This is a genomic window from Nafulsella turpanensis ZLM-10 (assembly GCF_000346615.1).
GTDB lineage: Bacteria > Bacteroidota > Bacteroidia > Cytophagales > Cyclobacteriaceae > Nafulsella > Nafulsella turpanensis.
This window is the reverse complement of record NZ_ANNU01000055.1, coordinates 1-22,526: the sequence shown is the minus strand read 5'-3', so window position 1 is coordinate 22,526 and position 22,526 is coordinate 1. Positions and strand designations below refer to the sequence as shown.

The following is a 22,526-nucleotide window of genomic DNA, read 5'->3' as shown; positions in this document are numbered from 1 at the left end:
TTCGTGAACTCATTTCAGCAGTGCTAATGGGAAGTAACCGATGCTACGGGCTCTTTCAAGGGCAGCAGCCATGAACACCGCTACAGCCTGCACATGGACTACAATACCGTAGGCGGTATTACGGCTAAGCAGCAGACTCATGAGCGGAAAGGCGGAGAGGAGAATGAATGGAAAGAGCAAAAGAAGACCACCTACAGCCAGAGCTATGAGTACGGGCAGGAGCAGCCCAATGCTCCAACCCATATCGGCAAGCAGGCTTACAGCTACGATAAAAATGGTAATCAGACCGGATGGACGCATGATGTGTCTGGCCAGCGGAGGCAGATTCTGTGGGACGAGGAGAATAGAATCAGGACCATTTATGATAATGGCGCTGCTTTCCACTATACCTATGATGCATCCGGTACCAGAGTCATTAAAGGAAGAAGTTCAGGACAGGCAGCCTACGTCAATAACGAGCATAAAGGTGGTAGTGGCAATATGGGCAATTACACCGTCTATGTAAACCCTTATATTGTGCTGAAAAGCGGCGGCTATACCAAGCACTTCTATATCGAGGGGCAAAGAATAGTCAGCAAGTTGGGCGGCGGCATGGCCGATGCCAGCAAGGGCCAAAAAGCCGGTGGCGACAAGGTGAATTATCCCGACAAGCAGGAGCAGAGCCGCGAAGGCATTGTGAGAAACCTGAAGTTCCTGGGCCATGATGGTGCCATCCTCACCGCCGGAAAGAGCGGAAAGATACCGCCGGGACAGATCATCGGCGAGGGCGAAAGCGGCGGTAATGGCAATGGCGGCGGAAAAGGTGGTAAAGAAGGGGAGCACTTCCAGTACTATTACCACCCCGACCATTTAGGAAGTAGTTCGTATATTACAGATGCCAGTGGAGAGGTATACCAGCACCTGGAGTACTTTGCCTTTGGGGAAACCTTCGTGGAGGAGCATTCCAATACGCATAGAACTCCATACCTTTACAATGGAAAGGAATTGGATGAGGAGACAGGGCTGTATTACTACGGAGCCAGATTCTATGACCCCCAGACGAGTGTGTGGCTGGCGGTGGATCCCATGGCTGAGAAGTTTGCCGGCTGGAATGCATATAATTATACGCTCAATAATCCAGTAAGACTTACTGATCCAGATGGTAAGGCTCCTTTAGATATCATAATTAAAGGACAAAATAACTCCAGTATTACGATTAAAACTGACTTGATTGACGTTGCCGTTGATGCTAGTTCATTTGGGGCAGATTTTGGAGGAAACCATACTTTAGAGGGTAGAGCCATTGTCCAAACTGGCTTGGATATAGTTGGGGCAGTAGACCCTACTGGAATTGCTGATGTTATTAATGGCGGCATGTACTTTGAAAATGGGGATTATGGTGATGCTCTTATAAGTGGTTTTGGTTTAATTCCGTACGCCGGAGATGCTGCTAAGATTCCAAGAATAGCAAAAGGATTGGATAGGATTAGTGATGCTATTAAGATGTCGAAGCTTAGAAAATCGGCGGCAATTGGACAAGAAGCACATAGGCAAATTCAAAAAGGATTAAGGAAACAAGGGGCAAATACTGAAGTGCCGATGACATTAAAAGATGGTACAAATGTTAGGAAAGATGCTGTTAGACCTGATGGCACAACAGTCATTATTAAACCTGATACTCCTTCCGGAAGAAGATCTGCTGCAAAGAGAGAAAGTTTAATGCAAAAGAATGGTCATAGCACAGAAACCATTTTTTATAATCCACAGTCTCCAAATTACCAACCTGGCTCCCCAACATATCTAGGACCAAAAAATAAATTGGAATGAAATTAACTAAAGCTAAATTAATTAAAGGTGTAAATAAGAACCTACAGGATTTGGGGTATTTAGAGTTTAAAGATAAGGTGAATGGCTCTGATGGACTGTTTATAAAAGTGGTCAATGGATGTTTTCTATCATTAGGTTTGATCATATCTCGATTTGATGAGTCTAAGTTTACAGCTTCATATTATCTTTCTAAATCTACAAGATGGGGATCGGTGTGGGGTGATATCCCTAAGGAATCGTATCAAAGGATAGGTGTTTTTCTGACAAAAGGAGAAAGATATGATTTACTGGATTCTGATTTCACAGAAGAAGGGTTAGTAGATTCTTGGTGGAATGGTAATGATAAAAATGGAATAGCTAATTTTTTAGTAGCTGTAAAGGTAACTGAAGAGAGATTTCTGAAACAAAAAGAATTGTTCCATAAGGTAAATGGAAGTTCCGAAATAAGGGATTTTGTTAACTTTTCTTCAGCTGTTGCAAAAATGATTGATTCCGGATTTCAAGAAAAATTAGCTTATGAATTTTTGCCTAATAAAGATTTACAAGGAGTACCAGTAGATTGGTATAAAGCTGCAGAGAAAGTAATAGAAGAAAAGAATGGCATCCTTAATGCAAATACAGTAAAATTATTAGCAATAGATTCATGGAGGCAAAAAGAGTTGTATAAACATTTCCCGCAATGATTTTAATATTTTACTTTCAGATATTTAATGGTTTATTCTGTAAATTTCTTTAGTTCGTTATTAAAATATAAAAACTTTCATGATTAGCATGACCTAATCTTGTGTCCATAAGGGCCAAAGAATAGTTTACCGATGCCCGCGGCAGGGTAACGACCGTGAAGAACGCAGGCGATATCTGGACGAGCTTTACCTATAATGCCATAGGCGAGCAGCGAACGGCAACCAATGACCTGGACCATACTACGGTTTCGGAATATGACCAGCTGGGCCGGCGTAAAACCCGCCTGCATCCGGATGCGGGGCTGACGGAATATACCTATGACCTTGCAGGCAATATGACAGAGCTGCTCACAGCCAACCTCAGGGAAGCAGGAGCAGGGCCTGTGCTCTATACCTATGACTATGAAAGACTGACGGATATCATCTATCCGCAGAACCCGGAGAATAACGTCCACTATACCTACGGAGAAGCCGGAGCGGCCCATCACCGTGCCGGACGGATAGAACTGCAGCAGGAAGATGCCTCGGGGGCACAGGAATTCTTCTATGGCCCTCTGGGCGAGGTGGTAAAGAATGTCCGCACCATTGTCATTCCCCAGCATGACGACCAGACCTATACCACCGAACGGAATTATGACACCTGGAACAGACTCACCGGTATGGTTTACCCGGACGGGGAGAAACTGGAGTACAGCTATAGGTTTGGAAGGCAATCCATCAATTGATTCAGCAGAATAGGAATTTAATAATACTTCAAATGAGCCATACTACTTTCCTGCTTTCATTGATTTTCTTTTCCTGCACATCAAAGGTGGAGAAAGAGGTGGTCGAAAAAAATGAGCCTGATGTTTCTCCGGTTATTCTCTTTACAGAAGCCGGGGAGGGTAAAAATGTATCTGATACTTGTTTTGTCATTTTACCTGTGAAAAGGAGTGCTCCTCCGGCAGATATGGATTGCGCTTACATCGCATGGGTGGAAGAGGGTAGAATAATCAAGCTGGTACATAATACGGATCTTGGGATGGAGGTGTCTTATCTGGGTAAAGAGGAAGGAACAGATATCTTTTTACTCTACGACCTGCCCACGGGTAGACAAAAAATATTTGTAAAGGATCCTGATTGGGGGTTGAAGGAGAGTAACTGGTTTGATAATGCTGCACTTGGAGATTCTGTTTTATTACACACCATAACTATTGAAGGGTTTAAAGTATTTACCATAGAGGGAAATAAGGAATATCCTGTTAGTTGGAAAAACCGCTAAGCAAGTTTCTCGGGGATGCCAGCCTATACCGGATAGTATTTTTATAAAAAAAGAAAGCCCTGCCTGTTGTCTCAGGCAGGTTGTTGTTTTACTTTGTACTATTCAAAAAGATGGGAGCCTTTGATAAAAATGGGTATCAATTGGGCCGGAGGGTATAGCCTGGACGTATGTTGTATGGAGGCGCTTAGCCAGATGAGCGGTGGAATAACCTCCGGGATGAGGAGACTCTTTCCGCCGCTTTTTTCTTAATGGATTTATCGATACTATTTTATTTAGCCAGAGTGGCACCCCTTAAAAAGGATACTCTGCATAATCCTCATAATAATGGAAATAGGAAAAAAGTCGAACCGAATGGCGAGGAAAATCCTTCTGCTCCTTCTCTCCCAGGTAATCATCTCTTGCACGGAAAGTAAAACCAGCAGCAGGAGGAATCAAACACCAAAAGTTCATGAAGAGGATGTGAGACAGGAAGCCATATTTACTCCGGACAGTACCATTCATGGTGTTTTGAAATTACACAACAGAACGTCCTTAGATGAATTTTATGGGGAAACGGAGCGCCTGAAGTTGGTGGACAGCTTAAGAGAAGCATACGTGCTTCCTTTTTGTAATAGAAATGGTTCCCAATATCTTTTTGGATATCAATATGAAGGAAATGAGAAGCTTTCTTTTAGTGTGTTCGAAATAGGATATGTGAAAAAGGATATGGAAGTCTGTGAGGCAAGGGTGGATGTTGAAAACTTTAGTACGGAAAGTGGTATAAAATTAGGCATGCCACTGGAGGAGCTCCTGGAGCTAAAGGGAAAAGAGTATGAATTTAGAAGTGATTCTCTCATTATCTATAAAATAGATGATTATTCAGGTTCGGAATTTCTGCAGAAGTATAACATGCCTGCTTATTTTCTGGAATGTAGTATGAACGCTTCCAGGGTTTCAAAAATAAAATTGGGCTTTGAATATCCCTGAAGAAAAGCAGGGATGATAAAGAGAAAGAGTTGGCCTCTCCATCGGGGGCCAATGCCCGGTGCCTGCTAAGGTAAAATCATGGCTACGTACCATTCTAACAAAACTTGCCGGAATTATTTGACAGGGCTTGCTTAGCTTTCGGCCTTTCACCTATCCTTTTTAATCATGAAGAAAAATAAAGCAAGCCTCCTCCTGCTGATGGCGATGGTGGCGATGTGCTGGTCCTGCCAGGATGAAGAGCCTCTTACCCCCGGCTTTAAAGAAGAGGAAACAGGGGCAGTCAATCCCTCCATTTCCTTTTATCCAACCCAGGGAGCGGAAGGAACCAGTATGGTGATTAGCGGCCTGGAGTTTAGCATAACCGTTAATTATAATAAGGTCAGCTTCCCGGTGGAAGGGGGCGGATTTAAAACCGTGGAGGCTGATTACTATTCCCGGAACCAGGATAGTATCTGGGTCATCGTGCCTCCCGGGGTGGTCAGCGGACCCATCTCCATCAGTATTGAGGAGCAGAAAAGCCTGAGCCCGGCCCCTTTTACGGTCATAGAGCCGGAAACCGGACTCCGGTTTAGTCCCGGAACCGCCAACCCTGAAAAAATGGTGGCCCTCTATGGCATCCCCTTTAGCGAAAATTTAAAGGAAAATGCCGTCAGCTGTATGGTGGGAGGCTCCTCAGCCGGCCGGCACAGAACACAGGTTTTCAGGGTGGATGCGGAAAATCAGGTCCTCTGGATCAGGCTTTCTTCTTTGGCCGAAAGCGGAAAAGTAGTGGCCACGGTAAAGGGAAAGACTTATACTTCCGCCCTGGAACTGCCGGTGGTGGCTTGCAGCCAGGAGGAAATATCCGGTGCCGACGCCAAATTCAGTGGAATAACTGCCATGACCCTTGGCCCGGACGGAATGGTATATGTCCTCGACAACGGGGAGGGGAACAGCCGCATTCGCAAATTTAATCCTGAAACCATGGAAGTTACGACTCTGGCTGGCGGGCCGGAGGGTTTTGCAGATGGTATGGGGACGGCGGCCATGTTTAAGCAACCCCTCGACCTTACTTTCGGCCCGGATAAGCAGTTGTATGTTACCGACCAGTGGAACCATCGCATCCGCAGGGTGGATCCGATGACAGGGGAGGTAAGTACCGTAGCCGGTTCAGATACAAGGGGTGCGCAGGATGGCATCGGATCGGCAGTCAGCTTCAACCTGCCTCAGGGCATTACGGCTGCAGGGGATGGTTACCTCTATATTTCTGAATATGAAAATAACCTGATCCGCCGCCTGGATCCTGTCAGTGGAGAAGTGCTCACCATCGCCGGAAATGGCCAAACAGAGCTTATGGATGGCCCGGCGGCCTCTGCCGGTTTTGGCCGTCCTTTCAGCATGGCGGCAGACGGGGATTCCGTCCTGTATATCGTAGATGAGGTGGAGGAAGTGATTCGCAAGCTGGATTTGAAAAAGGGTGTGGTATCCAGCCTCGTGGAAGGAAAAGAGCTGATTACCATTTCAGGGGAAGAGCATGATTATGCGGATAATCCGGTCGACCTGATGATGGATAGTGAAAACCGCATTCTCTATTATACGGAAGGCTTTTATATGGATGAGGGCAGCCTGAACAGTATTGACCTGCGTACCGGTATCGTGACGACCGTAGCGGGAGGTAAATATCACAGCTATGTGGAAAACAGCTGCGTCAGTGCCGGCTATTCCTACCTGGGGGATGTGCTAAGCCTGCCCGATGGGAGCTTTTTAATGAGTGAACTCAGAGAAGGCATGAACTCCAGAAGCTTCCATATGCACCGAATCTGGTAAGCAAATCCTTTGGACCATTTCACGGGCCCTGTCTGCAATGCAGACAGGGCTTTTTTTTGGCGCAAGGCCCGAGGCTTTGCGCTGTTTTCGGACATTTTTTCCCCTGAACTAAAAAAAATAAAATTTTTTTACCGGCCGTTCCGCTAGCCTAAAGCTGATTAATTGCTGCATTATAAAATTAATTCAATTACACGTTCATTTTTTTTGCTATCAGATGGTGCCGTTTGATGCATGGTAAAGGCTTGGTAATTTGCTTTAAAATGCTGTAGGTGAGGGTTTTGAATTTGTTTTATTGAAAAATATTTTTCACCTTCCATTAAATGTCTAATGGTAATAATACAATTTTATGAAATCCATTTTTTACACTGCTAAGCCAGCTTTCCTGACTGGGGGTCAGCAAGCAGATTTGTCTGTCGGAAGCCCCGCTTTTCGCCTGCTGCGCGGCTGGTGGTCGGCCGGAAGGGGCATGTTGTCGAGAGGCCTGCCCCGCTTCCGGCCCTTTGCACCAAAAGCAGGGGGCACGGCAGGCAATCATCCGGCTATTCCGACCATCTATTATCCCGCGCTGCCTACTCCGGGGCAGGAACCGGCACGGCCGGTGGTTGCCGAAGAGGAGAATCCGGCATCGGAGGACTGGACAGCGGAAGACTGGACGCCGGAAGAGTTCGCGGCCTTTTTTGAACTGGATCCAAGAGATTAAATCAATTCCACCTTTAAAGCCTGATGGTTATGAAAATCCACACCCTACTCCTGCAGACCGGAACGACGGTGGCGCTGGAAGACTTTTCCGCCTTCGTCATTAGCGCGGTCAACATCATTTTTATCATCATTCTGGCACTGGGCCTCATTAATACGGTCCGGAAGTTTGTCATGAGCGACCCTGGAGCGATGAACAGCCTTGGACAGCTGATTGTCGGTGTCATTGTATTTTTTGTGTTTAACGTCTTCAAAGACGACTTGTCGGGCATTTTTGGCGTGTTTCAGTATTGAAAACCTACAAATCTATCGAGCGCAAAAGCATGATCCTGGGCATGCCGGTTCAGGACCTGCTGCTGCTGATGGCCCTGCTGATTGGCCTGGTGCTGCTGGGAGGAGTCATGGGGACTTTTATGCCGGTTTCCAAATACTACTACCTGCTTTCTCTTTGCCTGGTCCTTTTGCTGTTGCTGCTTTTAAGAAGCCTTGGCAGGCGAAAGCATCCTACTTTTCTAAGCTCTGTTATTTCTTATTATTTCCTGCAGGCACGCAGGATTTCCTTAAACCCTGATGATCATGAAAACCCAACCCCCTCCCATGCCGGAAGAAAAGGTTTCCGGCAGGACCCATCCATTTTCCCGTCTGATGCCGGTGTATGCGATGGAAGACCACAAACTCCTGCTTAAGGATGGTCGTATTGTGCTGGGCTTTCAGCTGGAAGGCCCGGAGCAGGAAGCCCTGTCGGAGGCACAGCTGAACTATCTGCAGGCCCGTTTTGCTGCTGCGCTCAAGGCCCTTTCCCCGGGAACAGTCGTGCAAAAACTGGATTTCTTTTATGACCAGCCTTACCGGCAGGAGGAAAAGGAGCAGGCTTACTTCCAGGGGAAGGCCAATGCCCACTTTATGGATCGCCTGCTGTTGTATCACCGCAGTTATTTTTTCCTGTCCTTTCCTCCGGAAAAAAACCGGCGTCCCCATCCGCTCTACAACCTTTTTGTCCGCCTGGAAAAGTTTTTGCCGGATAATCCTTTTATGAATATCGGAGAACGATTCCGGAAGGCGGAAGAGCAGTGTCATGAATGGGTGGCCGGCATGGAAACGGCTGCCGACCTGCGGCTCAGGCGACTGAAGGGAGAAGCGATGCACTCTCTTTACTTCCAGTATTTTAACCTTCATTTCCAGGATCCTATCCCGCCAGACTTTCAACGCCCCCTGCTCAATACCCGTAGTGGTCTTCATCTGGGTGAAAAGAAGGTGCGGGTCCTGAGCCTGAAAGGACAAGGGGAGTCCGTAGAGGAAGCGGTACGAAACGGGGGAGGAGTGGCCATGCCCATGACTTGGCCGCTTACGTATGCCCTGCAGTTTCCCCACCTGCTGAGCCAGAGTATCCTGATTGAAGAGCGGGAAGAATGTCTGCAGCAGCTGGATATGGAAAGGAAGATTAACAGCTCCCTGCATTTTCTGGCTACCCAGGACAACCACCTGAAATCGGCGGAAATTGAAGAATGGACGGCCGATGTGCGGGCGAATAACCGGCAGCTGGTCTCCCTGAGCCTGACGATGATCTTATTTGAATCGAATGAAAAGCGGCTGCAGGAGTATCTGGAGCAGGCGGTGGCGGCTTTCCGGCAGGTTAACGGCTGCGAGTGCCTGGTGGAATCCTATGATACGGCTCCTCTTTTTTTTGCCAGTGCACCGGGCAACGCTGGCCAGCTCTACCGCCGGCTTCTGATGTCCGGTGAGGCAGCCGCCTGCTATTTCGACTGCACCACCCGCTACCGCTCATCAGCGGAAGGGGAGCTGCTTTGTGACCGTTTCCGGAACCCTCTGCTGGTGAACCTTTTTAACACCCGCCTGAATAATCAGAACTGCCTGGTCATCGGACCTTCGGGTTCAGGGAAATCTTACACCATCGGCCATTTTATCTGTCAGCGCTTTGAGCGTGGAGAAAGGCAGCTGATCATCGATGTGGGCGGCACCTACAAAAATGTCATGGAAAGCCTGGTTGGAATGGAAGCTTATTTTGAGTATTCCCTGGAACAGCCCCTTTCTTTTAATCCTTTCCTGCTGGAACGGGAGCAGGGGCATTATCTGCTGAGCGGGGATAAGCTGAACTTCCTGATTGCCCTGCTGGCCCTGCTCTGGAAGGGCGGCCATCCGGGAGCAGGCAAAAGCCCGCTGAGCCCGGCAGAACGCTCCATCCTGATCCGGCTGATACCGGAATATTATGCTTATCTGAACAAGAGCGGCAAATCGCTTCCTTCCCTGGCAGGCTTTTACCACTGGTTCAGGGCTTATCACCTCCGCCATCAGGGAGTGGAAAGCTATGCCACGGAAATGCAGTTTTTCAATGCCGATCAGTTCCTGGTGGTCCTCCGCCCTTTTGTAGACGGGGAATACCGGCAGGTGCTGAATGCGGAGCGGGAGCTGGATATCTCCTCTCTGCCACTGGTTTGTTTTGATATGGCCCGGATTAAAGCGGATCCGACACTCTATCCACTGGTCTCCTTGTTAATTACCGAACTGGCACTGGACCAGGTCCGCCGCTTTCCCGAGGAGCGGAAGTATATTTATATGGATGAAGCCTGGTCCATGCTCTCCGATGCCATGGGTGAATGGGTGGAAACCATGTACCGTACCATTCGCAAGAACAATGGCAGCATTTGCATTATCACCCAGGGGATAGAAGAGCTGGTGCAGGCTCCGGCAGGGGCGGCCATTATTCAGAATGCCCAGACCCGCATCATCCTGAACCATAGTGACCAGTCCCGCCTGGAGCAGCTGGGCGTGACATTAGGCTTTACCGCTCATGAACTGGACAAGATTCGTTCGATCCGTATCGGCAAAGATTACCGGGAGCTCTTTATCAGGCAGGGGGATACGGGAAAGGTTTACTGCCTGGAGGCATCGCCCCACTTAGATGCCGTACTTTCTTCCAAACCGGCAGAACGAAACTACCTGCGGAAGCTGATGGCCTACTATCAGGGCAGGGTTCATTTTGCCGCAGACCAGTATGTGGAGGATAAACAGTTGGGAAAGGGGGTATTCCATGTATAATGTTTCCGCCAATCCCGGTTTCCTGATCGCAGTCGAAGAAATGACCCGCGTGATGCTGTATCCCTGCCAGCTGCTGGTATCCACCCTGCTGCTGATGACCCTCATCCTGAGCCTGATGCGCGGGTTTACCGCTTCCGGGGGCGTGGCCGTACATTACGGCTTCGTAGCGAGGGGCTTTGTGCTGATGGGTCTGCTCTTCTTCTACCAGGAACTGCTGGACCTGATCAGCGGCACCATTGGAGCCTTTGCCGGCTACCTGCAGGAACCTTCTAATATTTATGAGCGCCTGGATGAGCTGGCGGCAGGCAGGGCTGCGGCCACGGATCCCACTTTAAGTGGTTATGTGGAAGAGGTGGTGCAGTTTTTTAACTCCTTTAATCTCCTGAGCCTTTTACAATCCATTGCCCTGGGAGGGATCGCCAGCATCGCCAGAAAGCTGATGGAGCTCTTTCGCCAGACCTTACTGGGCTTCCTGTATATTACGGGTCCTATTGCCATTACCCTGAGTGTGCTGCCGGCTTTCGGCCAATTGCTGCAGAAGTGGTTTCAGCACTATCTCAGCGTGCAGTGCTGGAGTATCACCCTGATCATCCTGGATAACCTGGTGGTGCTTTACCGGAACCTGAGCCAGCAACGCCTGGGAATCATGAACGGGCTTTCTATTTCTGAAGCGGCAGAGAAGCTGGATATGCTGCTGATAACCCTGGTCATCGCCCTGCTCTATTTTATGGTCCCTTACCTGACCTCCCTCTTTATCGGACAAACGCAAAGTGCGGTTTTTCCTGCGAAGGTATTAACTGCCGGGGCGGCGGCCACTGTGCTAGCGGCAAAAGGGGCTGCCGTGGTGGCCGGTGCCGGAAAAGGAGGGCTGGCCAATGGTGCTGCGGCCATTAGGGACTGGGGCAGTAGTAAGGGTGCCAGCGGAGACAGGGAAGAGCGGAAAAGCGGAGGGGCAACTGCCCGTCCGATTCCTGTCCGCTATCGATGAAAAACATTTAACCTTTAAAAAAGCTGAAGATGAGCAAAGTATTGAATGAAATGGATGAAGGCTTTCAGGCCCTGAAAAAGATAACCCTTTTTACACTACTGGGAGCTTTTCTATCCATTGGAGGGCTGGTTACTTACCTGCTGCTGCAGGAAAAGGAAAAGGCGGCCCAGGTGTATGTGGTGACGGACCATGGTACCTTCAGTGCGTTACGGAAGGAAGACCGGCAGGTGTCGGTGTATGAAATACAGAACCTGGTCAGGACTTTTATGCATCAGATGTTTGCCCATGATGCCGGAAGCTATGCGGAAAAAGTGGAGGCGGGCCTTCACCTGATAGACAAGGCAGGCGGAAAGCGGATCGTGTATGACTTCAATAAAGGGGAGGTTCTTCAGAACTATCTGCGCCTTGGTACCTATACCAGCCTGGTGGTGGATTCCGTGCTGATCGATATGCAGCAAAAACCTGTCACCGGCCGGTGTTTTGCCCGCCAGACCATCCACCTGGGAGAACGGAAAAAGGAATTTCCCATTGGGATCCGCTTCAGTGTGCAGGAATCCTATCGCTCTGAGGAAAACCCCTATGGCCTGCTGCTGCAGGAGTTTGATTATATCCTTTATGCGCCTGGCTCCACTGGGCCTGCCGGAAAAAAATGAACTTTTCTCCCTTGAAATCTCACTAAAATTTTTAACGCTATGAAAAATATGATGATGATCCTGTTGTCTGTCTTTGGATTTCTTCTTGGGCCGCAGGGCTCGCAGGCACAGCAACAAACCGATACGCTCTATGTCTCTGCCCGGGAGACCACTTACCTGCTTTTTCCTGAAGCAGTAGCCCTGGTAGATATTGGACGAGCAGGGGAATATGCAGCCCGCATTGAAGGCCAGAGTGTTTTTCTGAAGGCCCTGCATGAGCAGGCAGGGCCAACTAATCTGCTGGTTCGTTATGGAACGCAGCAGTATTTTACAGCCAAGCTTCAGTATAACCCACAGCCCCCTGCCAGCCTGCACGACTTTCGTCAGCAGTTAGCGCTTCAGGAGGAAAAGATTCCGGAAGCCCTGAACCCACAGCAGGATTTTCAGGCCCGCCTGGCCAGGGTCATGGCGAGGAAAGACGATAGGCTGAAGCACCTTGGCCGGAATCAGCTGCAGCTGGAGCTCACGCACCTGCTGCAGGATGAGCAGGCTACTTATGTCGGGCTAACGATCGAAAACTTATCTTCCATCAGGTTTCAGCCGGATTTTATTGGCTTCAGTCTGATGGAACGGAAAGGAAAAGGATTCTGGCGAAAAAGAAGCAGGATAAAGGAACTTCAGCCCTACCTGTCCCAAAGGCCGGAGGTGGTGGGGGCGGGGGAAAAGAGCCGGCTGTTTTTTGTGTTGCCCCAGTATGCCCTGGCTTCCGGTGGAAGACTTTTGATTGAGATTCGGGAAAAGCAGGGTTCCCGGATACTCCGCATGGTGCTTCCTGCCCGGATGATCAACCATGCCAATCGTTTCAGCCATGAAGCCGAGTGATCATAAGTCTTCATGGCTGCACTGGCTGCGCCGCTACTGGCTGTTGCTCATCGCTTGTCTGTGCTGTTTGCTTCTGGGTATTTTATGGGGCATCGGCCAGTTGGGTGCCTTCCAGCCATCAGCCCCCATTGCCCGCATTGTACCGGAGGACAGCCTGAAAACAGATGTGGCTGCCTCCAAACTGGAGGGCTACCGGCAGGAAATAGAGGAGCTACAGCATCAGCAGTACCGGCAGCAGCAGGCCCTGGAAAAAATTGTGGCCATGGATTTTGCGCATATTCTTACTGAAGGAGGCGAAGAAGTGCCTACCCCTGCTGAAAGAGGGTCTGAAACCATTCCAGCCACCCCGCCAGTCCCTGCCATCCGGAATGAGGTCAGCACCCTTCCTTCCACAGGATCCAATCCGGTTCTTTTGGCCCCTGCAGGACAGGAAGTAAAGAAAGAAGAAAAGGAGGTTATGGACTCCCCCTTCTATACTATTCGGGCAGAGAATCTCATCAAAGACATGCCAGGAGAAAATATGCCGGAAAAGGCACCTTTTTACCAGGCCGTTATTCATGGAGATCAGCTATTACAGCCAGGCCATCCGCTTTGTCTGCGCCTGCTGGATTCCCTGCCGGTTGGAGAGAAGATCTTTCCCAGGAATACCCTCCTTTATGGAAGCTGGGAAGGCAGCCGCCAGGGACGCCAGCTCATACGTATTCACTCCATAGAGGGAGTAGCGGTAAAGCTGAGGGTGGTAGAGCAGGACGGGCTGGAGGGCCTTCTTAGCGGACCGCCGGAAACGCTGCCTCTCCTGCTGGCGGAAGGAAAAGAGGAGGTGGTGGATCAGCTCCTGTATTCGGTTCCTTATGGTAGCTGGCTAAGCGGTCTGACTGGTTTAGGGAAAAAGCTGCTGAAACAGCAGCAGGGGCCGAAACCGCTGCAGCTGTCCGACGGACGTATCCTTTACCTTCAGCCTGATGTTTCACTTCAAAAACCTACCCCATGAGAAATTTATCCCGTACAGGCCTGAGCCTGCTGTGCTGGCTCGGCCTGTCATTTCTTCAGCCCTTGCAGGCCCAGTTTGTGGTATACGATCCCGCCCAGTTTGGCAATATGATTAAAAGCCTGGCCAATGAAATCCAGCTGATTGCAAAAGCCACGGAGACCTTGAAAGAGACCCGCCATATCCTCGAAACAGCTGAACGGACAAAGGAAGAAATCGAAAATATTTACAGCCTCCAATGGGAGGTAGAGGCGGCCCTGGAAAGAGCCGGCAGTATCCGGGAGCTTCGCTGGGCAGGACTGGAAGGTTTTGCAGTCCGGATCAGCGGCCTTTCCACCGATCCGCAGGTGTTTCTGCCGGAGCTTACAGGTCTCGGACCGCTCAGGAACGGGCTTGGAAGTGCTGCCGGCGTGGAAAATGCCCGTCGTCTGTACCGGCTGCTGAGCGGCCTGCATGCGGCCAGCCCGCCCCTGGCTTCCTATGCAGAATGGGAAGCACTGACAGAACATACGCTGCTGTACCGCTTTTCCCTGGAAGAAATGAGCAAGCAGAAAAAGGTGCAGGCCGCCCTGAGCTATAATGAGCTGGCAGAAGAAATGATTGCCCAGGCCGGGGAGCTGATTCGGGTACTGAAAAGCGATCAGTGGCTGAAGATGAATGAAGCGGAGCGCTTAAGCCTGCTGAAAGAATGTCAGGAGGTACTGGACCGTAGCCTTCAGATGAAGCTGGAATCCGATGAGCTGCTTCGTTCGGTGGCAGAGGAAAACTCTGCCTCAAAGGAGGCCCTGCTGCAGGCTTACCGGAACCGCCTGGTGCGGAAAGCTCTTGCAGAAACTCCCCAGCAGAAGGTGGGGAATTCAACCGGCTTTTAACAAAGACACCCGCTTTAGTGCCTGCTTTTCCATGGAAAATAAAAGGAAGGCTGGAAAATTCCATTTCATCTCCACCCGGCTATATGTCGTATTCCTCCACATTTGCAGGGCTTTTGCTCCTGCTGCTTGCTTGCTTGATCGGGGAGTTCTGGCTGCTGGTGCTGTCCGACGCAGCCGCCGCCCTGGAGGAGCGGAAAAAGATTTTATTGCTCTTTCTGAAACTGGCCGGAACATGCGGCTACTGGTGCCGCTTAGGATTTATATTGCTGTACCCATTGTGGCTGCTCCTCCAGCCTTTTCCCACCGGCCTGTCAGGACGGAAAGCAGGCTTTATCCGCTTTTTCCTGGCGCTGGGGCTTTATCTTGGAAGTGCATGGTTCCTGCTCAAGATCTACTGTTTTTCCTTTCCGCTCCTGCTGTACCCGGCGGCAGTAGCCGGACTGCTGTTCAGTGGTTTTCAGCTTGCGGTTCAGTTCGTCCGGAGACGGCAGCTTCCTTTCGGCATAGTCCCGGATACCCGCAAGAGAGAAAATGCCTGCAGCTTTCATTTCCAGACGGAAGACGGTTATATTAACGTAAGGAACCCCTTCAGGGGAATCTATATCAGCGGGGCAGCCGGGGCTGGTAAAAGCGAATCCCTGGCTTATCCCATTATCCGGCAGGCAGTCCAAAAAGGGTATACCGGCATGGTGTATGATTTTAAATTTCCTGTTTTAGCCGAGCAGCTACATGCCGCTCTTTGGGAAACCGGCCCCGGCCGCCTGCGCCTCTATCTCCTTAATTTTCATGCACCCGAATTGAGCCACCGCCTCAATCCCCTGAAGGCTTCCCGCCTGCCGTTGGTGGCCTATGCAGAAGAATATAGCATGGCCCTCCTGCATAACCTGTTGCCGGAAACCATCCGGAAGAAGGATTTCTGGATCCGCTCCGCTATTGCCTTGCTGACGGCTGTGATCTGGTTCCTGAAAAAACATCACCCTGCCTGCTGCAGCCTGCCTCATGCGGTCAACATAATTTTGTACCAGGATTATATGCGGACAATGAGCATGCTGGAAAGGGATGCGGAAACAGCGGCCATGGTAAGGAGTGTCATCAGTGCCATAGAAAATGAAGCGGAAGGACAGATTGCCGGGGTCCTTGGCTCTCTGCAGCTGTCCATCGGACGGTTGAACAGCCCTGAAATTTGCTGGGTGCTGTCAGGAGATGACTTTGAGCCGGACCTCAATAATCCGGATGATCCCAAAATGCTGGTCATCGGCACTCATCCTTCCCTGGTGGATACTTTCAGCCCCCTGATTTCGGGTATCATCAGCGTGGCACTCAAAGAAATGAACCAGCCCGGGAGACTGCCGTCACTCTTGCTGCTGGACGAAGCTCCTACCCTTTATATACCAGGTCTGGAAATGATTCCGGCTACGGCCCGCAGTAACCGAATTGCCACTGTATTCATGGCCCAGGATTTTAGCCAGCTGATAGACCGCTACGGCAAGGAAAAAGCGGATGTGATGCTGGCTAACCTGAATAACCAGTTTTTTGGACGTACGGGGATGGCGGCTTCGGCCCGCATGGTCAGCGAACTCTTTGGAAAGGAGGAAAAGGAAATGGAGAGCCGTTCCAGCAGCAGGAGCCTGTCTGGGGAACGCCTGAGCCTGCAGGAATCCGTTTCGCACACTAAGCAGGAAAAACAACTCATCCGGCCTCAGGACGTGAGCAGCCTTAGGGAGGGGGAGTTTATCGGGAGTACGGTGGAGGGAAAACAAGCTTTTTTCCGGGGCAGGGTAAAGCTTCGGCGGGGACAATATGCCGGCAGGCCCATTCAGCCCTTTGCCTTTAATATTGGGGTGCAGGAAAATTTTGAGCGGGTCCGCCGGGAAGCAGCAGAAATTGTCACCTCCTATCCCCTCAGCCTCCGAAGGCGGAAAAGAGGATAAGACTTTGGCTTTTTCCTTTAAAGAAAATTAAGGATATGGAGGATGGCCTCAGAGAGGTGGTTTACTCCTCTAATAAAGATTATAAGAGAGGTCTGCCGCAGCGGCCCGTTGCTGAAAGCCTGTATATTTCCCTTGTTCCTCCCGCTGTTTACGAGCTTTCGGCACCCCGCACAAGCATAGCACTGCTTTCCTTTCCGTATGGCTGCACTACAAGCCGCTTGACCCTTGCTTTTTACAGGATTTTCTAGGGAAAGGTAGGAGAGCGTCGGTCAGGAAGAGGCTCCGGGATTCCTCCTCAAAAGGAAAGAGGGGAGGACAGACACGGGATATCTTTTTTAGAAGCCGTTCATTTTTTTGCAGGCTTTGTTAAAAAACAGAAAAAATATTAGAGGCTCCAATATGGCCCATTGAAAGGTGAAATAAATTAAGTGCAATTTTTATTCCTGTAAAAAATGTTGATTAGGTTCTGTTTGATGTCTTCTTTTTAAGAGTGAGATATTTGATAGAACAGAGGAGGCCTGCGATTTCTTGATTTAATGCGTAAAATTGCTCATCTTGAGTAAAGAGGGTTGTGTTGGAATAATCATAACTGGCCAGGGGCTTTTTCCTTCTGACTTTTCAGCTACCTCAGCTATTCTGTTTTTTACCTCACCTAATTTTTCAAGATCATGAGCCGGATGAAAAATAACAGAAAAGAGATCAAAATTTCCTCCTCTGTCCATGCGCTGCTAAGCCAGGAGGCTGCCGGTTGTTTACTTTCACATAAGGATTATGTGGAGGCAGCCATCCGCTACTTTGCTGGCAGAAAGCTCAATCCTCAAATGGTGAAGGAGGGGATGGCCTATGAATTACGTGCTGCTCTTCAGGATGGACTGGAGCGGATAATGGACCAACAGCTTTGCCAGGAGCAGATGGAGCTGATACTGAAAGGTCTTCAGCAGGTGCTCCATGAGCAGGTCAACATCAGGGTCATGACAGAACTGCTAATCAATAATCTGCACAGGCTTTCGGAACGGGACCGGAAGGAGCTAAGTGAGCTGGTAGAATGGAACAAGGATTTTGCCCTGAAACGGAAACAGGACATTCTGAAACTGTATCAGCAGAAGGACCAGGAACCCAAAGTTTAGTGCCATGCATTCCAAAATTATTCATCCCCTATCTCATGGAAAGGCTGTCTATGCCAATAAGGGCAGTTGTGCCAGACTGGTGAGCTATCTCCAGCACGAAGCCAGAGAAAAAGGGGAAGGACTCAGTTTCTTTAATGAGGAAGGGGAGGGGCTGCGCCCGGAAGAAGTGCAGCACCGTATCGACTATAATGTCAAGGGTCTACGGAAAACAGAAAGCAAATTTATCGCCCTGGTGCTTTCTCCCAGTCCTGCGGAGCTACGACATATCAGCAGTAGAGCAGAAAAGCTGAAGCAGTTTACCATTCAGGCTATGCAAAACTATGCAGCCAATTTTCAGCTGAAAAACGGGAAACGCTTAGCCGCCAAAGACCTGCTCTGGTATGCGGCCATTCATCATCATCGTACCTTTAAGGGAACTGAAGCAGCAGTAAAGGAAGGCCTGGTGAGATCGGGTGAACAGAAGCCGGGCCTGCAGATGCACGTACATATCATTGTCTCGAAAAGAGACCGTTCTCAGCAAATCACCCTGAGCCCATTCGGAAACCGGGAGCGCTTTAATATGAAGGTTTGGCAGAAGAATAATCAGCAAAGCTTCTGCAGGATGTTTGATTATCCACTCCTTCAAAAAGAGGCCGTAGCTAGCAGAAAGTCACCGGATGCGGCTAAGCAGGATCGCCTGCACTTTCGGATCAAGTGTAAAGTAGCCGCTGTCAATCAATACCTGGATAAGGTACATCAGCTCAGGCCTGAAAAAGTTTTGGAAATAGCAGAGAAAAGAGCCTACCACAAGACCTTTTTTTTAAATCTGTACCGGTTGGAGCATAAACTTAAAAGCGGACAGTTTGTACGGGACCCGCTTCACTTACTGGAGCATAACCGGGACAGGAAATGGAGCAGAGAGCAGCCAGAGAATTCTCTGGTGGCATCCGTCAGACAACTGGCGGAAGCACACCGGAAGATGGGCTTTACCGAGTACCTTAGCCTTTCGGATTACCCGTTTATGAAGGGAAGGAAAAGGAGGAAGCAAAAGGATAAAGGTCAGGAATGAGCTTGCTGTTTATCGGGTACTTCTATTACAGGAAGAGCCCCATTATCCACTCTGCCACAGGCAACCATAGCCTTAGAGTTTTTTGAACCCAGGGCTCCCTTTTTGCCTGACTGTTAGCAAAGAAAAGCAAATGATCAGAAGCAGTCGGATCAGTTTCAATTGGTGGGCTAAGCCAGTCTTTCAGCAGGAAGGCTGCTCTTCATAAGCATCCGCTTTGGTTTTCCTGCTTAACAGGCTGAAGGAGTGAGCTAAGGATAAAAACCTGCCAAAGTTTGGAGACCCGCCGCACAAGCCCTGTGGGAAAAGCCTGTTCATTTCGTTCGTGCCTCTCTCCATTTACAAGCTTTTCCCAGCCCACGCAAGCATCGCCCGGCTTTTCGCTCCGTCAGGCTGCACTACAAGCCGCACGACCCTTGCCTTCCCTAGTCACACCAGCCTGGAGAAATAAAAATGACTGTGTATTGAAAATAACCAGTGATAGAACCTCCTTCATTAATGATGGATTGGTGTGAAAATTTTCTTAACTATATCGGAATATTTTCGTATATTTAACCGAATCATCATAAAGCAGGTGTAATGGAAAAGGTACATAATCCCTATATTGTCATCGATAAGGCAGAAAAAGGTGTTCCGCTGCAGGCTTTCGAGTCCTTGGTGGAAGAGAGCGGCTACAATAAAACGTCTATCGCTGAATTTATCGGAATGGATGTCCGGACGGTGACCAATTATAAAAAGGCCAACCGTTCCTTTAAAAAGACAGATGCCGAACATCTTCTGAAGCTAAGAGAGCTCTTTGCCTTTGGCAGGGAAGTGTTTGGTGATAAGGATGAATTTCAGCGTTGGTTAAGCAAACCTTCCCATGGGCTGGGCGGCCGGATTCCGGAGCAGTTACTGAACTATATCTCCGGCATTGAACTGGTGAGCCGGGAACTGAGCAGGATTGAATACGGAGATTTTTCCTGATGCTGCTCTATAGGATTGTCCGGGAGAAACATGCCTATAGTCTGTCTGCTTCCGGCTTTCGTAACCGCTGGAATGAGGACGGGCAATATGTGCTTTACACCAGTGATTCCCGCTCCCTGGCATGCCTGGAAAACCTGGTGCACAGGAGCAATAGTGGCCATAATTCCCTGTTCCGCATTATGGTGATTTCAATGCCGGATGATTTGGCGGTTCTGGAAATTGCTGAAGAGGAGCTTCCGAAGCAGTGGAAAACCGATTTTTGTGAAGAGTGCCTTCAGATCGGCAGTAAGTGGTACACCCGGGAAGAATACCCGGTATTAAAAGTGCCTACCTCTATTATACCGAATGAGTGGAACTACATTCTGAATACCCGCCACCGGGATTTTCAGAAAATAAGCCTCCTAAGAACAGAAGAATTTGTTTTTGATAAACGATTGTAGAGGCGTAATACACCTAAGACGATTACATCGGTAGCAGCTAAATCTTTTTGATAAAGCTTTGCGCTTCCTACGGGATATTCCTTTGTTATGAAAGCCTGCTCATTGATTCCATCTTTCTCTCTTCTTTCAAGAATTTTTCCATCTCCCATAGGCGTTGCCGAACTGCAGCATCCGTTTCACCTATACGACCCTTATCTTGTCAGCTACCCTATCTCTGCTTATCAGTATAGGCGGCAGACATAGCAGCAGGGGTTATATGGCCAGGGTAGTTGCTTAGCTTATGGTCGCCTGTCGCAGGATGTCTTCCGGGAAAAGCCTGTTCATTCCGCTTGTGCCTCTCTCCATTTACAAGCTTATCCCAGCCCACGCAAGCATCGCACGACTTTTCGTTCCGCCCCGCTGCACTACAAGCCGCACGACCCCTGCCTTTCCAGCACACATCCTCCCTGAAATAGTCTCTCCCATAGTCCGGTAACTGGCGACAGCTTGTCTACAAGAAGGCCTGCAATAACAGGAGGAGGTTCATTTTTGTCGACAGTCGGTCTACCTTTTTAAGGTTATAACCTCCAGAAGTAAGCTCCCTTCCACCTAGCATTCCTTTTCCTGAGGGTTTGGAAGAATAGATGCTTGCTGTTTCCAGCAGAGTGGCAGAACAGTACCTGTGCCCCATCCATACAAACATACAGGAGTTAGAGAGGACCAGTCACATAATGTCTGTAGAGGTCCTTAAAAAGCATTATAAAATTTAGCTGTTGTTTCTATCATTAAAAGGTTAATCTTGTGAGAACCGGAAGAAAAGTCTGCTGGTAAAAAGAGCTTGTAGTCAAAATGTCGTCTACCTATGGTGCTTTCTTTAGCTTTAGCTTTCTTTAGCTTTAGCAAGAAAGCATTGCAAAAGGGGCTGTCGACAGCCTTTTTGGCTATGCAGGGGCCTCAACAGGGTTGAGGGGGTAGACAAGCCCCTCTTGAAGGGGGTATAGAGGCATAAAACTGTAGACAAGGGGGTGTCGACAGGTGCTCAAAAGAAGGAAAACTAGCAAAGCAGCAGGAGGGAAGGAGGAAGGGAAATGATTGTGAGAGCGGATTCAGCCTTTCCGCTTACCAGCAAAGATAGGCCTCCATCTGAAGCTGTCAAGGGTATATGAACAGCCTTCGGCTGCCCCTGACAACTTCTCCTTCCGGCCTGAAAAAGGCTACTAAGCCGGAAAGGCTGGGGGAAGGGGCAGTTGATGGGAAAAAGGTCGGGTGAAATTTTATTTATCTCCACCGGGAGAGAAAGAAACGTTTTTCAGCGAGAATTTATTCTACCTGTTCATATAAGGCTGCCAGGTGACAAGCAGGTATTTTTCTTTTTCCCCTTCTTTCAGGGACAGAAATCCATACTCATAACAGAACAGGTAGACCTGCCCTTTGCTGTTCTTCCAGTAATTGGTGAAGAAGGCAGGGTCGAAGCCCTCTGCCAGGAGCACTTCTTTTCGAAGCGTAGTTTTGCCTACTTTATTGTAGCTCTTTAAGATGGTCCGATTCTTTTTCAGTTGCCGGTCCACTTTGTAGAAGTGGGCTTCCTGTTCCTGGCGCTGTTCATACTGCTGGGCAGACTTACAGCTCAGTGAACAATAGACCTTATCTTTTCGACCGATGATTTCTTTCTGGCAGACGGGGCACTTCTTCATTTATAGCAGAATGTTAGTCGCATAATATACGAATAATATACTTTTTAGATGAAGGGCTCTGCGTATTTTTACTTCATGGACGCACAGCACCACCGGCAAATCACTCTTCACCACCTGCATATAGCAGGAGTGCAAAAGATTGGGCTACAGTTTACCCCTGATGCCCTTATTCATGCCAGGATAAAGGAGCAACTCCCGAATGCCCGCTGGTCTAGAGCGCATGCCATGGTAACGCTGCCAAATTCTCCTGCTCAGCTAAAACAGCTCTTTGCCATCTGCAAGGGAGAAATATGGATAGATAGCCAGCAGTTCTTCCATAAACCCGCTCCACCTCCGCCGCAAGCCCCTCAGGAAGAAGAAAGGGAGAAGAAAACACTTCCTCCCATTACTGTTTATCCCGCAGGAGAGGATAAAGTGGTATTGCGGCACCGCTACCACCAGCAGCTTTATCACCTGCTCAAAAAACTCGATTACCTGCGTTATTCAAAGCCCGAGAGAGGTTGGGTAGCTGATACTGCTATCACTCCTTTTGCAAAGCTGCTACAGGAGATAAAGGCCATCACCATGGTTCGGCTTGATGCACGCCTGGAGCTAAGCAATATGGAAGATATTCAGGAAGCTTTCCGCGGGAATGATGCTGCCCAGCCTCTCTGCCCTCCTCTTTACCTGGAAGTGCTCTTTGCCAAAGGCTACAGCCGCAATACCAT

The 22,526-nt window shown here is 49.2% G+C and carries 22 protein-coding genes and 1 pseudogene; 21 read left to right on the top strand and 2 right to left on the bottom strand.

Features of this window, described 5'->3' with window-relative positions; all coding sequences use genetic code 11:
- The first annotated feature begins 93 nt into the window (after positions 1-93).
- The 6 genes from F752_RS26710 to F752_RS0119190 all read left to right on the top strand — a co-directional run bounded on the left by F752_RS26710 (position 94) and on the right by F752_RS0119190 (position 6,522).
- Positions 94-1,806, top strand: a complete 1,713-nt coding sequence (locus tag F752_RS26710; protein ID WP_017733375.1) for an RHS repeat-associated core domain-containing protein — start codon at positions 94-96, stop codon at positions 1,804-1,806.
- Positions 1,803-2,489: a hypothetical protein gene (locus F752_RS0119210; protein WP_017733374.1), complete on the top strand. Its 687-nt coding sequence runs from the start codon at positions 1,803-1,805 to the stop codon at positions 2,487-2,489. The genes F752_RS26710 and F752_RS0119210 overlap by 4 nt, the downstream gene beginning before the upstream one ends.
- Before the next feature lie 155 nt (positions 2,490-2,644).
- Complete coding sequence (locus F752_RS0119205; RefSeq protein ID WP_017733373.1) at positions 2,645-3,214, top strand: hypothetical protein; 570 nt, start codon at positions 2,645-2,647, stop codon at positions 3,212-3,214.
- Positions 3,215-3,246: 32 nt separating this feature from the next.
- Positions 3,247-3,750 carry a hypothetical protein gene (locus F752_RS0119200; protein WP_017733372.1) on the top strand — a complete coding sequence of 168 codons (504 nt, stop codon included), beginning with the start codon at positions 3,247-3,249 and terminating at the stop codon, positions 3,748-3,750.
- 324 nt (positions 3,751-4,074) lie between these two features.
- Positions 4,075-4,716 carry a hypothetical protein gene (locus F752_RS0119195; protein ID WP_017733371.1) on the top strand — a complete coding sequence of 214 codons (642 nt, stop codon included), beginning with the start codon at positions 4,075-4,077 and terminating at the stop codon, positions 4,714-4,716.
- Between the two features lie 165 nt (positions 4,717-4,881).
- Positions 4,882-6,522, top strand: a complete 1,641-nt coding sequence (locus F752_RS0119190) for an NHL repeat-containing protein (protein ID WP_020380542.1) — start codon at positions 4,882-4,884, stop codon at positions 6,520-6,522.
- Between the two features lie 170 nt (positions 6,523-6,692).
- On the opposite strand, the gene F752_RS26325 is transcribed toward F752_RS0119190, so the two are convergent.
- Positions 6,693-6,839, bottom strand: coding sequence for a hypothetical protein (locus F752_RS26325; protein ID WP_017733369.1), 147 nt, complete (start codon positions 6,837-6,839; stop codon positions 6,693-6,695).
- Positions 6,840-6,868: 29 nt separating this feature from the next.
- Here F752_RS26325 and F752_RS0119175 point away from each other — a divergent pair, with 29 nt between their 5' ends.
- The 14 genes from F752_RS0119175 (at position 6,869) to F752_RS0119100 (ending at position 20,146) form a co-directional block, all read left to right on the top strand.
- A complete protein-coding gene (locus F752_RS0119175) occupies positions 6,869-7,222 on the top strand; it encodes a hypothetical protein (RefSeq protein WP_017733368.1) in 354 nt (117 codons plus the stop codon).
- A 29-nt stretch (positions 7,223-7,251) separates the two neighbouring features.
- Positions 7,252-7,512, top strand: coding sequence for a hypothetical protein (locus F752_RS0119170; protein ID WP_152425215.1), 261 nt, complete (start codon positions 7,252-7,254; stop codon positions 7,510-7,512).
- A complete protein-coding gene (locus F752_RS0119165; protein ID WP_017733366.1) occupies positions 7,509-7,904 on the top strand; it encodes a hypothetical protein in 396 nt (131 codons plus the stop codon). Before F752_RS0119170 ends, F752_RS0119165 begins: the two co-directional genes overlap by 4 nt.
- Entirely contained in the window at positions 7,795-10,275 is a 2,481-nt protein-coding gene (locus tag F752_RS0119160) for a VirB4 family type IV secretion system protein (RefSeq protein ID WP_160164143.1), read from the top strand. Before F752_RS0119165 ends, F752_RS0119160 begins: the two co-directional genes overlap by 110 nt.
- The gene (locus F752_RS26705) at positions 10,268-11,263 is read left to right on the top strand and encodes a hypothetical protein (RefSeq protein WP_017733364.1); all 996 of its coding nucleotides are present in this window, start codon (positions 10,268-10,270) and stop codon (positions 11,261-11,263) included. Before F752_RS0119160 ends, F752_RS26705 begins: the two co-directional genes overlap by 8 nt.
- A gap of 29 nt (positions 11,264-11,292) precedes the next feature.
- A complete protein-coding gene (locus F752_RS0119150; RefSeq protein WP_017733363.1) occupies positions 11,293-11,916 on the top strand; it encodes a hypothetical protein in 624 nt (207 codons plus the stop codon).
- Positions 11,917-11,955: 39 nt separating this feature from the next.
- A complete protein-coding gene (locus F752_RS0119145; protein ID WP_081604611.1) occupies positions 11,956-12,777 on the top strand; it encodes a DUF4138 domain-containing protein in 822 nt (273 codons plus the stop codon).
- Positions 12,746-13,768, top strand: coding sequence for a conjugative transposon protein TraM (gene traM, locus F752_RS0119140; RefSeq protein WP_081604610.1), 1,023 nt, complete (start codon positions 12,746-12,748; stop codon positions 13,766-13,768). The genes F752_RS0119145 and traM overlap by 32 nt, the downstream gene beginning before the upstream one ends.
- Complete coding sequence (locus F752_RS0119135) at positions 13,765-14,637, top strand: hypothetical protein (protein ID WP_017733360.1); 873 nt, start codon at positions 13,765-13,767, stop codon at positions 14,635-14,637. Before traM ends, F752_RS0119135 begins: the two co-directional genes overlap by 4 nt.
- A gap of 134 nt (positions 14,638-14,771) precedes the next feature.
- Positions 14,772-16,568 (top strand): type IV secretory system conjugative DNA transfer family protein, encoded by a 1,797-nt coding sequence (locus tag F752_RS0119130; protein ID WP_236614038.1) that lies wholly within the window; start codon positions 14,772-14,774, stop codon positions 16,566-16,568.
- A gap of 677 nt (positions 16,569-17,245) precedes the next feature.
- A complete protein-coding gene (locus F752_RS0119120) occupies positions 17,246-17,695 on the top strand; it encodes a hypothetical protein (RefSeq protein ID WP_152425212.1) in 450 nt (149 codons plus the stop codon).
- A 4-nt stretch (positions 17,696-17,699) separates the two neighbouring features.
- Positions 17,700-18,743, top strand: coding sequence for a DUF5712 family protein (locus tag F752_RS0119115; RefSeq protein ID WP_017733356.1), 1,044 nt, complete (start codon positions 17,700-17,702; stop codon positions 18,741-18,743).
- 576 nt (positions 18,744-19,319) lie between these two features.
- Entirely contained in the window at positions 19,320-19,706 is a 387-nt protein-coding gene (gene parS, locus F752_RS0119105) for a type II RES/Xre toxin-antitoxin system antitoxin (RefSeq protein ID WP_017733354.1), read from the top strand.
- Positions 19,706-20,146, top strand: a complete 441-nt coding sequence (locus F752_RS0119100; protein WP_017733353.1) for an RES family NAD+ phosphorylase — start codon at positions 19,706-19,708, stop codon at positions 20,144-20,146. The genes parS and F752_RS0119100 overlap by 1 nt, the downstream gene beginning before the upstream one ends.
- A gap of 1,304 nt (positions 20,147-21,450) precedes the next feature.
- Here F752_RS0119100 and F752_RS0119080 read toward each other — a convergent pair.
- Positions 21,451-21,819 (bottom strand): hypothetical protein, encoded by a 369-nt coding sequence (locus F752_RS0119080; protein ID WP_017733350.1) that lies wholly within the window; start codon positions 21,817-21,819, stop codon positions 21,451-21,453.
- A 75-nt stretch (positions 21,820-21,894) separates the two neighbouring features.
- Here F752_RS0119080 and F752_RS0119075 point away from each other — a divergent pair.
- A pseudogene (locus F752_RS0119075) lies at positions 21,895-22,526 on the top strand (tyrosine-type recombinase/integrase); the annotation flags it as partial.

Coding starts and splice junctions, on each gene's coding strand:
- parS (WP_017733354.1), top strand. CDS start 19,320: ATGGAAAAGGTACATAATCCCTATATTGTCATCGATAAGGCAGAAAAA.
- F752_RS0119170 (WP_152425215.1), top strand. CDS start 7,252: ATGAAAATCCACACCCTACTCCTGCAGACCGGAACGACGGTGGCGCTG.
- F752_RS26710 (WP_017733375.1), top strand. CDS start 94: ATGGACTACAATACCGTAGGCGGTATTACGGCTAAGCAGCAGACTCAT.
- F752_RS0119200 (WP_017733372.1), top strand. CDS start 3,247: ATGAGCCATACTACTTTCCTGCTTTCATTGATTTTCTTTTCCTGCACA.
- F752_RS0119100 (WP_017733353.1), top strand. CDS start 19,706: ATGCTGCTCTATAGGATTGTCCGGGAGAAACATGCCTATAGTCTGTCT.
- F752_RS0119115 (WP_017733356.1), top strand. CDS start 17,700: ATGCATTCCAAAATTATTCATCCCCTATCTCATGGAAAGGCTGTCTAT.
- traM (WP_081604610.1), top strand. CDS start 12,746: ATGCCAATCGTTTCAGCCATGAAGCCGAGTGATCATAAGTCTTCATGG.
- F752_RS0119195 (WP_017733371.1), top strand. CDS start 4,075: ATGGAAATAGGAAAAAAGTCGAACCGAATGGCGAGGAAAATCCTTCTG.
- F752_RS0119210 (WP_017733374.1), top strand. CDS start 1,803: ATGAAATTAACTAAAGCTAAATTAATTAAAGGTGTAAATAAGAACCTA.
- F752_RS26325 (WP_017733369.1), bottom strand. CDS start 6,839: ATGGAAGGTGAAAAATATTTTTCAATAAAACAAATTCAAAACCCTCAC.
- F752_RS0119135 (WP_017733360.1), top strand. CDS start 13,765: ATGAGAAATTTATCCCGTACAGGCCTGAGCCTGCTGTGCTGGCTCGGC.
- F752_RS26705 (WP_017733364.1), top strand. CDS start 10,268: ATGTATAATGTTTCCGCCAATCCCGGTTTCCTGATCGCAGTCGAAGAA.
- F752_RS0119150 (WP_017733363.1), top strand. CDS start 11,293: ATGAGCAAAGTATTGAATGAAATGGATGAAGGCTTTCAGGCCCTGAAA.
- F752_RS0119080 (WP_017733350.1), bottom strand. CDS start 21,819: ATGAAGAAGTGCCCCGTCTGCCAGAAAGAAATCATCGGTCGAAAAGAT.
- F752_RS0119120 (WP_152425212.1), top strand. CDS start 17,246: ATGAAAAATAACAGAAAAGAGATCAAAATTTCCTCCTCTGTCCATGCG.
- F752_RS0119145 (WP_081604611.1), top strand. CDS start 11,956: ATGAAAAATATGATGATGATCCTGTTGTCTGTCTTTGGATTTCTTCTT.
- F752_RS0119175 (WP_017733368.1), top strand. CDS start 6,869: ATGAAATCCATTTTTTACACTGCTAAGCCAGCTTTCCTGACTGGGGGT.
- F752_RS0119190 (WP_020380542.1), top strand. CDS start 4,882: ATGAAGAAAAATAAAGCAAGCCTCCTCCTGCTGATGGCGATGGTGGCG.
- F752_RS0119160 (WP_160164143.1), top strand. CDS start 7,795: ATGAAAACCCAACCCCCTCCCATGCCGGAAGAAAAGGTTTCCGGCAGG.